Consider the following 12,195-nt stretch of genomic DNA (forward strand, 5'->3'; position numbering starts at 1 on the left):
GGGCCGTGCTGATGTCACCGTTGGCCGCGCCGGTCCGCCGCGACGACGCCGAAGAGGGCAGTGCGAGCCTCGCGGAGCTGGACACCCGCACGGCCGGGCAACGCCGCTACGACGCTCTCATGACCGTGTTCCGGCGCGGGGTGGCCGGCACACGAGGCCAGCCCACGACACCCAAGGCGCAGGTCATGGTGACCATCACCCTGAAGGAGCTGCGCGGCGCCCTGGCCGGTGTCGGGCACACGGTGCACGACGGCACGATCCCGGTCCATCAGGTGCGGCAGCTGGCGTGCGAGGCCGACGTCATCCCGGCCGTGCTCGGTGAGAAGGGACAAATCCTGGACCTGGGTCGGGCGAAGCGGTTGGTCACGCCAGGTCAGCGGCGGGCGTTGGCGCACCGCGACGGCGGGTGCACCTTCCCCGGGTGCCACGTGCCCGCGACGTGGTGCGACGCCCACCACGTCGTGCACTGGGCCCGCGGCGGACGATCAGACCTTGGTAACTACGCCCTGCTCTGCCCCAGGCACCACACCTGGGTGCACCAGCACGACACCGCCGCCGACGTCGACGAGACCGGAGTGCGATGGAGACTGCGATGACCCCGCCCCACACCCGGCCCCCGGTGGGCCGGGCCGCTGGCCTGCGCATGGCCACCTCCGGCCCAGCGCACATCCGGGACAGGTCGTGCGCCACGTGGATGACGTCCTGCCGCGGACGCGGAGAGCCGGGGGCCGACAGAGGGGCCCCGCTGCCGGAGAACTCCGGCGCGGCTACGCGTAGATTGGGAATCATGACCCACGACTCCGACCAGGGCGGCACCGTCTCCGAAGGTGGCTCCGGCTCCCTCAACGAGGAGACCATCCGCGGGGGCGCCGACGCGGTGCCCGAGACCCCCGACACCAACGACTCCGGGCCCGACGACGCGACGGCCGAGGACAAGCACCACGACGAGGACAGCGACGCCGCGACCGACCGCGGCCGCCAGAGCACCGTCGAGGACCAAGGGCGCTGACGGTCGTGCCATGAGCCGCATCTTCACCGTCAGCGTCGCCTCGGTGTACCCGCACTACGTCACCAAGGCGGAGCGCAAGGGCCGCACCGAGTCGGAGGTGCGCGAGGTGTTCGAGTGGCTGACCGGGTTCGACGACGCCCAGCTGAGCAAGCACCTGGCTGACGGCACGACCTTCGAGGACTTCTTCGCGGCCGCGACCCTCAACCCGCACGTCGACCAGATCACCGGGTCCGTCTGCGGCGTGAAGGTCCAGGAGGTCGAGGACCCGCTGATGCGGCAGATCCGCTACCTGGACAAGCTCGTGGACGAGCTGGCCAAGGGCCGACCGATGGCCAAGATCTTGCGCTCATGACAGCGGTGTCGCTGCCGAGGCCTGCAGCAGCGTACTGTCATGACCAGCGGGACCACTCAGGTCTCCCCATCAAAGGCCACGCCATGACAGACAAGTCGCCGCGTCAGACCATGTCCAAGAAGTCCGGCAAGAGCATCAAGGAGAAGCGGGCGGAGAAGCGGGCCAAGGGGGACGAGGCCTCGCAGCTCGAGAACGTCATCCACCCCAAGAAGCGCTGAGCACCTGCCCCGGCGTCCTCGGAGTGCGCACCCCTCGTCGCCTCACCGTCATGCGACGGTGAGGGTCACCTCGACGTTGCCGCGGGTGGCGTTCGAGTAGGGGCACACCTGGTGCGCCTGCTCCACCAGCTTCTCGGCCTCGGCGCGCTCGACCTGGGGGAGCGTCACCTCGAGACCGACGGCCAGGCCGAAGCCGCCGTCGCCGTTCGGGCCGATGGAGACGTCCGCGACCACCTCGGAGTCCGTGACGTCGGCGCCGGAGCGCTTCGCGACGCCCCGCAGGGCCGAGTGGAAGCACGCGGCATAGCCGGCGGCGAAGAGCTGCTCGGGGTTGGTGGCGCCGCCCGGGCCACCCATCTCCTTGGGGGCTCGCACGTCGGCGGCGAGGATGCCGTCGCTCGACTCGACGCGGCCGTTGCGGCCGTCCCCGGTGGCGAGGGCAGTGGCGGTGTAGAGAGTGTCCATGTGCGCAACTGTATTGCGCACAATCGAATGGTGCAAACGCTACGATGGAGGGATGGACGGCTATCCCCAGCTGGCGCTCGACCAGCAGATCTGCCTGCCGCTCTACGCCGCCTCCCGCGCCGTGACCCGGCGGTATGCCGAGCTGCTGGAGGAGGTCGGCCTGACCTACCCGCAGTACCTCACGCTCCTCGCCCTGTGGGACGTCGGGGAGCCGCTGAGCGTGCGCGATCTGGGTTCCCGCCTGCACCTGGACTCCGGCACCCTCACGCCGCTGCTCAAGCGGATGGAGGCGGCCGGCCTGGTGCAGCGGGTGCGGGACGCCCGGGACGAGCGGCGCGTCCTCGTGTCGGTCACCGACAGCGGATGGCAGCTGCGCGACCGCGTGGCCGACGTCCCGGCCCGGTTGGCCGGTGGCATGGGGATGACCCAGGAGCAGGGCCGCGCCCTGCGGTCGCTGCTCGACACGGTCATCGACGCCCTGGAGGACGACTCGCCGGCGACCGGCTGACCCGCCCCACCTCGTCACAGGCCGTGCGCCGGGCTCGGCGTCGTCGCCGGTCCCGGGAGGTGATGCTCGCCAAGATGGTCGTCGAGGTGTATCTGGACCTGCGGTGCCGCCTCCTGCTGGTATGCCGACTCCCGCGCCCGGTGCCGCCGGCGGGCCCATCGTGCCGCTTCCCACGTCCGTCACCGGTTTCGTAGGTGCCGCGGACGACGGGCCGGTGGGCTCCCCGGTCACCGTGACCAGCGCCGCCGACTTCCACGACACCTTCGGGATCAGCCTCGGCCCGGACCGTCCGCTGGGGGTCGCCGTCGATCTCTTCTTCGCCAACGGCGGTCAGCAGGCCGTCGTCGTCCGAGCCGTGGGTCCGGCTCCGGAGCAGCTCGTGCCTGCTGACGGCACCGGCGGTGTGCACGCCCTCGACCGCTCGGGCATCACCGTGCTGGTTCTTCCCGGTCTCACGAGCGAGCACGGCGACCAGGTGCGGGCCGCGCTCGAGAGGTGCGCGGCATACCGAGCGGTGCTAATCCTGGACCTCCCACCCGGAGCGTGGTCATCGGTGACGGGCGTGGGTCTCGCTGGGCTGGGCGAGCACCAGGGGCGGGCCGCGGCCTACCACCCCTGGGTCCTGGTCGACGGCATGGCAGTGCCGCCGAGCGGGGCGGTGGCCGGGGTCGTCGCCCGCACCGACGCCGAGCGAGGGGTCTGGACGGCGCCGGCGGGGGTCGAGCTGCGCGGCATCGAGGGGTTCGCCGAGACCCTCGACCGAGCCCGGACCGACGAGCTGACCGCTGCAGGGGTGAACGCCCTGCGCGAGTTCGCCGGGCGGGGGAGGCTGGTGTGGGGTGCGCGGACGGTCGCCGGCGCGCGGTCCGGTGACCCGGAGTGGCGCTACGTGCCGGTGCGGCGGCTCACCGACCACGTGCTGTCATCGGTGTCGGCGGGGCTGGCGTTCGTGGCGGACCGGCCCGACGACGCGGCCTTGTGGGTGCAGGTCCGGCGACTGGTGGAGGACTTCCTGCACGGGCTGTGGAGGCAGGGCGCGTTCGCGGGTGTCACAGCAGACGAGGCCTTCGGGGTGGGCTGCGGCCTGGGGGAGAGCATGACCGAGGCCGACGTCCGCGCCGGGCGGGTGGTGGTGTCGCTGTGGATCGCCCCGTCGCGCCCGGCGGAGTTCGACGTGCACACCCTGACGCTGCAGGCCGCCGGAACCGCTTCCGGCACACGGCAGCTCGAGGGAGCGGACACCCACTGGTCAGCCGGAGGACGTCCGAACGGCCGACGCCGGGCGAGCGGCCGGCCGGGCCTCGACCGGGTGGAACGCAGACGCAGGGGCCTCGGCCGGGTGGACCTGGGACGGGTGATGTCCCGCTACATCGGTGAGACCGAGAAGAACGTCGGCCGGGTCCTGGACGAGGCGGATCGATCGGGGCCGCTACTCGCGTTCGACGAGGCGGACGCGCTCTTCGGCAGACGGACGGATGGCGTCGAGTCGGCCGACGGGCCGGAGGCCGCCGATCCGCCCGACGAGCCGGACCCTAGATGACGATCTGGGCCGGGTCGTCGAAGGCCGGGTGCGTGGTGCCGACGTCGCGGGCCACGGCCAGGTGACCGCCGAGGTATGCCGCGACGCCGGACGCCCCGGCCCCGCCGATGGCGAGGGCCGCGCCCAGGCGGTGGTTGCCGCTGCGGCGAGCGAGCCAGGAGGCCGTGTAGGCGCCCGCGGCGAGGGCGTTGCCCACGGCGTGCACCAGGCCGACGCGCTTGTCGCGCGTGCCGGTCTGCGACCACTCCGCCCAGCCCGACCAGGCCGTGGGGGCGGCGGTGAGCAGCCCCAGACCCACCAGCCGCTGAGCAGCCGGTGCGGCGTCGGGCCCGCCGACGAGGTCGAGGACCGTCGCCGAGGTCCAGGACCCCATGGTGACGTCGGTGAGGAGGGGGTGCAGGGCGTGGCCGAGCCACTCACCGCGCAGCACCCACCCCGTCGTCCCCGACCCGAAGACGGAGGTGATGGTGGGTTCGATGGCCTGGACCGGGCCGTCCAGCGCCTCGGTCTGCTCGAGGCGTTCGGTCCACCGCACGATGGCGGGCACGGGCTGTGACTGAGTCTGCTCCATCCCGCCATCGTCCTCGTGCTCGCCACCGACCGCACCTCGAGACGGACGGCGCAGCCTCGTCCACGCGCGCTCGAGCTGGGGCACAGGCCCTCAGGGGATGAGCCGGCCTCGCAGCAGCGCGCGGAAGTAGAGGACCGGCTCGACGTAGCGGTCGAAGAGCCACAGGGCCCGCCGGGGGACCGTGAGGTCCACCAGGCTGGTGGTCGGCGCCTGGGCGCCGCTGCGGTCGAACTCGGCCAGCAGCAGGCGACGCCGGTCGAGCGTGACGGGGATGATCGTGTAGCCGTCGTAGCGCCGCAGCGACTGCCCCAGCCTGCTGCGGGCGATGTTGTCGGCCAGGATCTCGACCTGCCGACGCAGGGCACCGCCGGAGGAGCGGGTCTCGATCGCGGCGGCGTCTCCCAGGCTCCACACCCGTGGCGCCGAGCGGTGGGCGAGGGTCTCCGGGTCGACGTCGACCAACCCCGAGGTGCCCGGCCGAGCCAGCGGCTCCAGCCAGGCCCGGCCGCGGTAGGGCGGCACCACGACGGCCAGGTCCACCGCGTCGAGCACCGTCCCGGTGGGCCCGTCCAACGTCACGGTGCACTCCCCGTGGTCCACCGACGCCACCCTCGCCTGCCGGTGCACGATGACGCCGAGCTCGCCGAGACGCGCAGAGAGCTCGCCGTCCACGAACGGCACGTCGAGGACGTCGGAGAAGGGCGTCACCAGGTGGATGTCCATGTCGCGCAACACTCCCCGGTCGCGCCACAGGTCGGCGGCGAGGAAGAGGGGCTTGAGGGCCGTGCCCCCGCACGGCGACGGCTCGGGAGGGATCGTGAAGACGACCCGGCCGCGCGTCATACCGTCGATCGCCTCCCACAGCGCCGGCGCCTGGTCCTCCACGTGAGCGGTGAGCGACCACCCTGCTCGCATGGCCGCGGCGAGCCCCGGCACCGCGTCGAGGTCCTCCTCCATCCCGGGCGCCAGGACGAGGTCGCCGTAGCCCACCCGCCGGCCGTCGCCGAGCTCGACCTCGCGCTCGTCGGGGTGCACCGCCACCGCGCGGTCGCGGATCCAGGTGCAGCCGGCGGGCACCACCGAGGCGGTGCTGCGGGTCAGCTCGCTCAGGGTGGCCTGGCCACCCGCGACATAGTTGAGCAGCGGCCGGAAGAGGTGGGGCCGGTCCGGCGAGATGACGGCCACGTCCTTCGCCCCGACCCGGAGCAGCCGCGCGGCGAGCGAGACGCCGGCGTTGCCGGCGCCGATGACGACCACGTCGTGCCGTGTCATGTGCTCCCGTCCCGGTCGGTGCTGCGCATGGTCAGACTATCCGGGAGTCCGGGTATGCCTCCTGTCCAGCGGTCCAGCGGTCCAGCGGTCCAGCGGTCCAGCGGTCCACTTGTACAGCGGTCCCGCAGGTCGTCGGCGTCGCCGTCGGACCCTGCGGCTACGCTCGCCGGTGATGGACAGGGACGAGCGGGCGCGCCTGGAGGGGGTCATCACCCAGGGGGAGGGGCTGGTTCCTGTCGCCCACCGGGTCCGCGCGCACCGCTCGGAGGTCCGCCAGGCCGCTGACGCGGCCGGTGCCCGGCTCGCGGCCCGGGTGACCCGCGTGCGGCCTGCGGGCACACGGGGGTGGCGCGTGCTCCCTCTCGGCGCGGGCGACGACGTCCTGCTCGGGCAGCTCTCGGCCCGCACCGCGCTGACCGCCCTCAGCGCGACCGAGGAGAAGGTGCTGGAGGACTTGGCCGACCGGGTGGCACCGGCGGTCGAGGCGGCCCGGTCGCTCGTCGGGCTGCGCCGGTTCGTCACCCTCGGCGCCCGTCGCGCACGAGCCGAGGCGCAGGCCCTCTGGCTGCTGCTCCATCAGCCCGACTGGGGCGAGGATCCCGAGGCGTGGTTGGCCCGGCTGGACGCACAGACCCGCGAGCCCGCCGTGCCCCTCGCCCTGGGCTCGGCCCTGCACCCCCGCACGGGTCTGGTCGACCGGATCGGCGGACCGACCGACCACCAGGTGGTCCTGGCGCTCGACGGCCCCCGGAGCGGGCCCACCGGCCACGCCGACGCCACGACGCTCGGCGACCCACGGGTCGCGCCGAGCGACGAGCTGGCCGGTCTCGAGCAGCAGGACCTGCGTGACCTGCCCGCCGTGCTGCCACCGCTCGCCGCGGTCATCACCCGGGCGGACGAGGCCCGGCGGCAGGCGCTGGCCGCCGGTGAGGCCGTCCGCGCGGTCGCCGCCGACCGGCTGCTGGCGCAGATGCCCGTCGACCGGCTCCGCGAGGCGACCGGTGAGCGGCTGCGCATCGGCGCCCTCTCCGAGGCCGGCATCACCACCGTCCGGCAGGTCCTGGACCGCGACCACGACCTGGACGCCGTGCCGGGGGTCGGGCCGGTCACCGCCCGGCGCATGCGCGGCGCCGCCCAGACGCTGCGCACCCTGGCCCTCGACGACGCGCCCGTCCGGCTCGACCCGGACGACCGCAGCCCGCAGGCGACCCGCCTGCTGGAGCAGCTGCATACGTGGGACCTGCTGCGGCAGACCGCCAAGGCGACCGACGTCGTGGCCCTCGCGCAGACGCTGCTGCCGCTCGCCGACCACGTCACCGGGCGCACCACCCACCTCGCCGTCCTCGGTGACGCCCCGGCCCAGGACCTGCTCGACCTCGCCCTGCCCGTGCTCGAGCGCGCGCGAGAGCTGCGCGAGGCGCTCGCGCGGGCGCACCAGGACGACCCGTGGGTCGACTTCCTGGACCGCCCGGCGCACTACCTCGCGTTGCTGTCCGAGCTGGGCCTCGTCGAGGAGACCGGCACCCACGGCGACCTCCCCGACGATGTCGTGGAGGCGGTCCGGGCGCAGGAGCTGGACACCACCCACCTCGAGGTGTCGCTGCGCGGCTACCAGGGCTTCGCGGCCCGCTTCGCCCTCGTGCAGGAGAAGGTCGTCATCGGGGACGAGATGGGACTCGGCAAGACCGTCGAGGCGCTCGCCGTGCTGGCCCACCGGGCTGCGGAGGGCGCCCGCTGGTTCCTGGTCGTCTGCCCCGCCGCCGTCATCAGCAACTGGGTGCGCGAGGTCGGTGCCAAGACCGGGCTCGAGCCGCGCCGGCTGCACGGTGCGGACCGCGGGTCGGAGCTCGCGCGCTGGCGCGCGTCCGGGGGTGTGGCCGTCACCACCTACACGACCCTGACGACGCTCTGGCAGGATCTGGACGGCTTCGAGGTCGACGTGCTGGTGGTCGACGAGGCGCACTACGTCAAGACCCCGGCGGCCCAGCGCTCCCGGCGCGTGGCCGCGCTCGTCGCGCGCACCCAGCACGTCCTGCTGCTCACCGGGACCCCGCTGGAGAACAGGGTGGGCGAGTTCTCGACCCTCGTCGGCTACCTGCGCCCCGAGCTGCTGGACGGGCTCGGCGACTCCCCGGTCGAGTTCAGGCGCCGCATCGCCCCGGTCTACCTGCGCCGCAACACCGAGGACGTCCTCGTCGAGCTCCCGGAGCTGGTCGAGGTGGAGGAGTGGCTGGAGCTGTCCGCGGATGACGAGGCGGCCTACCGTGACGCGGTCGCCTCCGGCAGCTTCATGGCGATGCGGCGGGCCGCCTTCGCCTCGGGTCCGCGGTCGGCCAAGCTCGAGCACCTGCTCGAGATCGTGGAGGAGGCGGAGGAGAACGGGCGTCGCGTCATCGTCTTCTCCTACTTCCGCGACGTGCTCGACCTGGTCGCCGGGAGTCTTCCGGGCCCGGTCTTCGGACCGCTCACCGGCTCGGTCGCCCCGGCGCAGCGCCAGCACGTGGTCGACGAGTTCTCCCGGGCTCCGGGCGGTGCGGCGCTCGTCGCCCAGATCCAGGCCGCGGGCGTGGGGCTGAACATCCAGGCGGCCTCGGTCGTGGTCCTCTGCGAGCCGCAGCTCAAGCCCACCACCGAGTGGCAGGCGATCGCGCGGGCCCGCCGGATGGGTCAGCTGCAGACCGTGCAGGTGCACCGGCTGCTCACCGAGGACAGCGTCGACGAGCGGCTCGTCGAGCTGCTGTCGGCCAAGGCCGGCACCTTCGAGGACTACGCGCGGGTGAGCGAGACGGCCCAGCGCGCCCCGGAGGCCTACGACCTCAGCGAGGCCGACCTGGCCCGGCGCGTCGTGGCGGCGGAGCGGGCGCGGCTCTTCCCCGCCGAGGACGGCCCGGCGATGATGGGGCGATGACCCCCGCACCCGCCGTCCTCCTCTTCGACGTCAACGAGACCCTCTCCGACATGAGCCCGATGGCCGACCGGTTCACCGAGGTGGGTGCTCCGGCGGCCCTGGCGAAGACCTGGTTCGCCTCGCTGCTGCGCGACGGCTTCGCCCTGACCGTGACCGGTGACAACCCGGGTTTCGCCGACGTCGGGCGCGCGGTGCTGCGGCCGATGCTGTCGGCCGAGCTGCGGCCGACCGACGTGGACGATGCGGTGGAGCACGTCCTGGCAGGCTTCGGCCAGCTGTCGCTGCACCCGGACGTGGAGGCGGGCGTCCGGCGGCTGCACGACGCCGGCGTGCGCCTCGTGACGTTGAGCAACGGGTCCACCACGGTGGCCCAGGGGCTGTTCGAGCGGGCCGGGCTGCTGGACTGCTTCGAGCAGCTGCTGACCGTCGAGGACGCGCCGCGGTGGAAGCCCGCGCCCGAGTCCTACGCCTACGGCCTGGGGGTATGCGGTGTCCCCGCCTCCGAGGCGATGCTCGTCGCCGTGCACCCGTGGGACCTGCACGGTGCCCGGGCAGCCGGTCTGCGGACCGCCTGGGTCACCCGCACCCGGGGCACCTACCCCGCGCACATGGCCCGCCCCGAGGTCGCCGCGAGCGGCATCGACGACCTGGCCCGGCAGCTGGCCGAGGGGTAGTCGTCAGCTGCGCCGGCCACGCATGGCCGCGTGCAGCACGATCGACCCGGCGACGGCCGCGTTGAGCGAGCTGGCCGAGCCCACCATCGGGATGCTCAGCACGCCGTCGCAGGCCTCACGCCAGGCCTGGGCCATGCCGCGGGTCTCGTTGCCCAGGACGAGCAGCGTCGGCCGCTCCCACGGCACGGCCTCCAGGTCGGTCTTGCCCTCTTCGTCGGTGCCCAGCACCTGCATCGCGACCCCGGCGTCCCGTTGTTCCGCAACCCAGTCGAGCACGGTCTGGGCCGAGTCGACGCGCACGGTCGGGACGGCGAAGCAGGACCCTGTCGAGGCCCGGACCGCCTTGGGGTCGTAGGGGTCGGCCGCGTGCCCGGTCACGACCAGGCCGGTCCCGCCGAAGGCGTCGATGGACCGCTGCAGCGTGCCGATGTTGCCCGGCTGCCCCGGACGGTCGAAGACCGTCACGAGCGGCACCCGTTGCGGCACAGCAGGACTTGACCCTGACAAGGGTGTCGACGTCGCGCGGGTGCCGCTCGACGACCCCGCCACCCGGCTCAGGTCGTCGGCCGGCATGCCCACCACCGCGACCAGCTCGGTCCGCTCGTCCTCCCGCTGGGCCAGCTCGGCCAGCAGGTCGGGTGCGACCTCGAAGCGTTCGCCGCCGCTGCTGGCCCAGACGTCGGACGCCCACCCGGACCGCCGCGAACCCAGCGGCCGCAGCAGGGCCCGGACCGGCCAGCCGTGGGCCAGCGCCTGGTCGATCGGCCGGACGCCGTGGACGAGGAACTCGCCCGCACGGTGCCTCGTCCTGCGGTTGCCGAGCAGCGCCTCCCACCGCTGGAAGGTGGCGTTGCGGGCGGTGACGCGCAGCGTCCGGCGAGGTGCAGGCATACCCCGATCGAACCAGACACCCCCTCCCGCCCGCGCAGAGCGACCGACCCGACCGACCGACCGACCGGCCGCGACCGGGGCGATGTTCAGTGCTGCACGTCGTAGACCGCCATGGTGACCCCGTTGCCGTAGCTCTGCGACTCGACGAGCGTCAGCCGCTGCTTGGCCCCGTCGCCGAACAGCCGGATGCCGCTGCCGAGCACGACCGGGAAGACGAGCAGGTGGTAGCGGTCCACCAGCCCGGCCTCCGCCAGCCCCTGGGCCAGGGTCGCGCTGCCGTGCACGATGATCGGGTCGCCGTCACCCTCCTTGAGCGTGCGCACCTCCTCCAGCGACCCCAGCACGGTCGCCTCCCACGGGCTGGTGTCGGTCAGCGTGGTGGAGACGACGTAGCGCGGCATCGCGTTGTAGCCCGGGAACTCCTCGGTCATCCCGGGCCACACCGGCGCGAACTCCTCGTAGGTGCGACGCCCGAGCAGCAGCGCCCCTGCCTCGTCCTGCTCCCGGCCCTTGATCTCGTAGGCCGCCTCGTCGAACTCGACGTCCTTGAAGCTCCACCCCGCGTGCGGGTGGTCGCCGCCGCCGGGTGAGTCGACGACCCCGTCGAGGGTGATGATCTCGGTGACGATCAGCTGGCGCATCCTGCTCCTCCGGTATGCCGTGCTCGGGTCCGTGGCCCCGTCGCCGTCGGTGGCGCCGGGTCCGGTGTGACCGCGCGGGTGCGGCCGTCGAGGAGTATGACGTCGCCCGGGTCGCCGACTCATCGGCGCCGTCACCGGCCGGCCCGCCAGCGCCCTCGGCCCGCGCGGACGGGGGAGCGGCCGTCCTAGGTGACCAGCCGTCGCAACGCCCACCGCGCCACCGGGCGGTAGGCGAGCACCACGGGGGCGGGGCCCCGCAGCACGAGACCGGCCTCGGTTCGGCGAGCGGTGCCACCGGCCGGCCCGCCGGTGTCACCGCCGTCGCCATCGCCACCCTCCCCGACGGTCTCCAGCGTGTGGTGCAGGTCGAGGCGGAACGGCCCGGGCACCGGACGCACGAGACGCACGGTCCAGGACCACGTGCGCGCGGGCTCGTCCACCGCGGTGACCACGAAGTCCACCGCCAGGCTCAGCGAGCCGTGCACCCTCCCGGACATGCCGGGGTGCAGGCGGACCGTGCCGTCGGCAGCCACGCCGTCCACCTCGACACGGCGCAGGTGCGGCGCCCAGTCCGCCCAGCGGGACGGGTCGGCATACCGCTCCCACGCCTGGTCGACCCCCACCGGCCCCCGTGCCGAGGTCGAGACCTCGCGAGGCCTCACCCGCGCCCCGTGTCAGGGCCGGGGGCCGAGGTGGGCGACACCGGCGGTGCGGATGACGCGGTCGAGGAGGCGCCCGCGGCACCGGCCTGCGGCAGGCCGCACTGCGCCGTGCTGCCGGGCAGCCGGCCCCGGTTGCTCGCGACCAGGCGGTAGAGCGCGGCGCCGGGCCGGCCCATGACCCGCGAGCCCAGGACGAGCCCGAGGGTGCGCCACGGCTGCGGGCTGTGCGCCAGGATCTGTGCCCACGCGCGGTGGCCGTACTCCACCCGCCCGTCCGGCATCACCACGGGCATCTCGAGGTCGGTGCGCGACGCGTCGACCCCGAGCGCGCCGAGGTCGTGCTCCTGCAGCGACGACACGACCACCCGCGCACCCAGGCGCGGGATCCACCCCGCCGCCATGGTGCAGAAACCGCAGTCGCCGTCGTAGAGCGCGAGGGGTCGTCGTCCCGGTGTCGCCGTCGTCATGCCCTCATGCTCGCGCA

General features: G+C 73.8%; 15 protein-coding genes. 8 read left to right on the forward strand and 7 right to left on the reverse strand.

Translation table 11 applies throughout. The features are described from left to right. The 4 genes from EUS26_RS15885 to EUS26_RS17610 all read left to right on the forward strand — a co-directional run. Positions 1-596 (forward strand): HNH endonuclease signature motif containing protein (locus EUS26_RS15885; protein WP_130014809.1); only part of this gene is annotated, 596 nt, incomplete at its 5' end. A 191-nt stretch (positions 597-787) separates the two neighbouring features. Then, positions 788-1,009, forward strand: a complete 222-nt coding sequence (locus EUS26_RS15890) for a hypothetical protein (protein WP_130014810.1) — start codon at positions 788-790, stop codon at positions 1,007-1,009. A 10-nt stretch (positions 1,010-1,019) separates the two neighbouring features. Then, entirely contained in the window at positions 1,020-1,361 is a 342-nt protein-coding gene (locus EUS26_RS15895; protein WP_130014811.1) for a DUF2200 domain-containing protein, read from the forward strand. 83 nt (positions 1,362-1,444) lie between these two features. After that, the gene (locus EUS26_RS17610; RefSeq protein WP_272947976.1) at positions 1,445-1,579 is read left to right on the forward strand and encodes a hypothetical protein; all 135 of its coding nucleotides are present in this window, start codon (positions 1,445-1,447) and stop codon (positions 1,577-1,579) included. Positions 1,580-1,627: 48 nt separating this feature from the next. On the opposite strand, the gene EUS26_RS15900 is transcribed toward EUS26_RS17610, so the two are convergent. Next, positions 1,628-2,044: an organic hydroperoxide resistance protein gene (locus EUS26_RS15900; protein WP_130014812.1), complete on the reverse strand. Its 417-nt coding sequence runs from the start codon at positions 2,042-2,044 to the stop codon at positions 1,628-1,630. A 52-nt stretch (positions 2,045-2,096) separates the two neighbouring features. On the opposite strand from EUS26_RS15900, the gene EUS26_RS15905 reads away from it, so the two are divergent. Both EUS26_RS15905 and EUS26_RS15910 read left to right on the forward strand, forming a co-directional pair. Next, positions 2,097-2,552, forward strand: a complete 456-nt coding sequence (locus tag EUS26_RS15905) for a MarR family winged helix-turn-helix transcriptional regulator (protein WP_130014813.1) — start codon at positions 2,097-2,099, stop codon at positions 2,550-2,552. 121 nt (positions 2,553-2,673) lie between these two features. Next, positions 2,674-4,092: a phage tail sheath family protein gene (locus EUS26_RS15910; protein WP_130014814.1), complete on the forward strand. Its 1,419-nt coding sequence runs from the start codon at positions 2,674-2,676 to the stop codon at positions 4,090-4,092. Here the strand turns inward: EUS26_RS15910 and EUS26_RS15915 are convergent. Together EUS26_RS15915 and EUS26_RS15920 are read right to left on the reverse strand one after the other, a co-directional pair. Next, positions 4,085-4,663, reverse strand: a complete 579-nt coding sequence (locus tag EUS26_RS15915; protein ID WP_130014815.1) for a DUF2231 domain-containing protein — start codon at positions 4,661-4,663, stop codon at positions 4,085-4,087. The two genes, EUS26_RS15910 and EUS26_RS15915, sit on opposite strands and share 8 nt — an antisense overlap. 90 nt (positions 4,664-4,753) lie before the next feature. Then, a complete protein-coding gene (locus tag EUS26_RS15920) occupies positions 4,754-5,935 on the reverse strand; it encodes an NAD(P)/FAD-dependent oxidoreductase (protein WP_130014816.1) in 1,182 nt (393 codons plus the stop codon). 172 nt (positions 5,936-6,107) lie between these two features. Between EUS26_RS15920 and EUS26_RS15925 the strand changes: the two genes are divergently transcribed. Further along, the gene (locus EUS26_RS15925) at positions 6,108-8,843 is read left to right on the forward strand and encodes a DEAD/DEAH box helicase (protein WP_130014817.1); all 2,736 of its coding nucleotides are present in this window, start codon (positions 6,108-6,110) and stop codon (positions 8,841-8,843) included. Then, positions 8,840-9,517 carry a haloacid dehalogenase type II gene (locus tag EUS26_RS15930; protein ID WP_130014818.1) on the forward strand — a complete coding sequence of 226 codons (678 nt, stop codon included), beginning with the start codon at positions 8,840-8,842 and terminating at the stop codon, positions 9,515-9,517. Before EUS26_RS15925 ends, EUS26_RS15930 begins: the two co-directional genes overlap by 4 nt. Before the next feature lie 3 nt (positions 9,518-9,520). Here the strand turns inward: EUS26_RS15930 and EUS26_RS15935 are convergent, their stop codons facing one another. The 4 genes from EUS26_RS15935 to EUS26_RS15950 all read right to left on the reverse strand — a co-directional run bounded on the left by EUS26_RS15935 (position 9,521) and on the right by EUS26_RS15950 (position 12,178). Beyond that, the gene (locus EUS26_RS15935) at positions 9,521-10,408 is read right to left on the reverse strand and encodes a TrmH family RNA methyltransferase (protein WP_130014819.1); all 888 of its coding nucleotides are present in this window, start codon (positions 10,406-10,408) and stop codon (positions 9,521-9,523) included. Positions 10,409-10,494: 86 nt separating this feature from the next. Continuing rightward, a complete protein-coding gene (locus EUS26_RS15940) occupies positions 10,495-11,049 on the reverse strand; it encodes a dihydrofolate reductase family protein (RefSeq protein ID WP_130014820.1) in 555 nt (184 codons plus the stop codon). A gap of 185 nt (positions 11,050-11,234) precedes the next feature. After that, the gene (locus EUS26_RS15945) at positions 11,235-11,711 is read right to left on the reverse strand and encodes an SRPBCC family protein (protein ID WP_130014821.1); all 477 of its coding nucleotides are present in this window, start codon (positions 11,709-11,711) and stop codon (positions 11,235-11,237) included. Further along, on the reverse strand, positions 11,708-12,178 hold the full coding sequence (locus EUS26_RS15950; protein WP_130014822.1) for a thiol-disulfide oxidoreductase DCC family protein: 471 nt from the start codon (positions 12,176-12,178) through the stop codon (positions 11,708-11,710). The genes EUS26_RS15945 and EUS26_RS15950 overlap by 4 nt, the downstream gene beginning before the upstream one ends. Positions 12,179-12,195: the final 17 nt, after the last annotated feature.

Source organism: Serinicoccus sediminis (assembly GCF_004153545.1).
GTDB lineage: Bacteria > Actinomycetota > Actinomycetes > Actinomycetales > Dermatophilaceae > Ornithinicoccus > Ornithinicoccus sediminis_A.

What these genes read in the sequence shown, in the direction of transcription:
- EUS26_RS15890 (WP_130014810.1), top strand. Translation starts at nt 788, where the DNA reads ATGACCCACGACTCCGACCAGGGCGGCACCGTCTCCGAAGGTGGCTCC.
- EUS26_RS15895 (WP_130014811.1), top strand. Translation starts at nt 1,020, where the DNA reads ATGAGCCGCATCTTCACCGTCAGCGTCGCCTCGGTGTACCCGCACTAC.
- EUS26_RS17610 (WP_272947976.1), top strand. Translation starts at nt 1,445, where the DNA reads ATGACAGACAAGTCGCCGCGTCAGACCATGTCCAAGAAGTCCGGCAAG.
- EUS26_RS15900 (WP_130014812.1), bottom strand. Translation starts at nt 2,044, where the DNA reads ATGGACACTCTCTACACCGCCACTGCCCTCGCCACCGGGGACGGCCGC.
- EUS26_RS15905 (WP_130014813.1), top strand. Translation starts at nt 2,097, where the DNA reads ATGGACGGCTATCCCCAGCTGGCGCTCGACCAGCAGATCTGCCTGCCG.
- EUS26_RS15910 (WP_130014814.1), top strand. Translation starts at nt 2,674, where the DNA reads ATGCCGACTCCCGCGCCCGGTGCCGCCGGCGGGCCCATCGTGCCGCTT.
- EUS26_RS15915 (WP_130014815.1), bottom strand. Translation starts at nt 4,663, where the DNA reads ATGGAGCAGACTCAGTCACAGCCCGTGCCCGCCATCGTGCGGTGGACC.
- EUS26_RS15920 (WP_130014816.1), bottom strand. Translation starts at nt 5,935, where the DNA reads ATGACACGGCACGACGTGGTCGTCATCGGCGCCGGCAACGCCGGCGTC.
- EUS26_RS15925 (WP_130014817.1), top strand. Translation starts at nt 6,108, where the DNA reads ATGGACAGGGACGAGCGGGCGCGCCTGGAGGGGGTCATCACCCAGGGG.
- EUS26_RS15930 (WP_130014818.1), top strand. Translation starts at nt 8,840, where the DNA reads ATGACCCCCGCACCCGCCGTCCTCCTCTTCGACGTCAACGAGACCCTC.
- EUS26_RS15935 (WP_130014819.1), bottom strand. Translation starts at nt 10,408, where the DNA reads ATGCCTGCACCTCGCCGGACGCTGCGCGTCACCGCCCGCAACGCCACC.
- EUS26_RS15940 (WP_130014820.1), bottom strand. Translation starts at nt 11,049, where the DNA reads ATGCGCCAGCTGATCGTCACCGAGATCATCACCCTCGACGGGGTCGTC.
- EUS26_RS15950 (WP_130014822.1), bottom strand. Translation starts at nt 12,178, where the DNA reads ATGACGACGGCGACACCGGGACGACGACCCCTCGCGCTCTACGACGGC.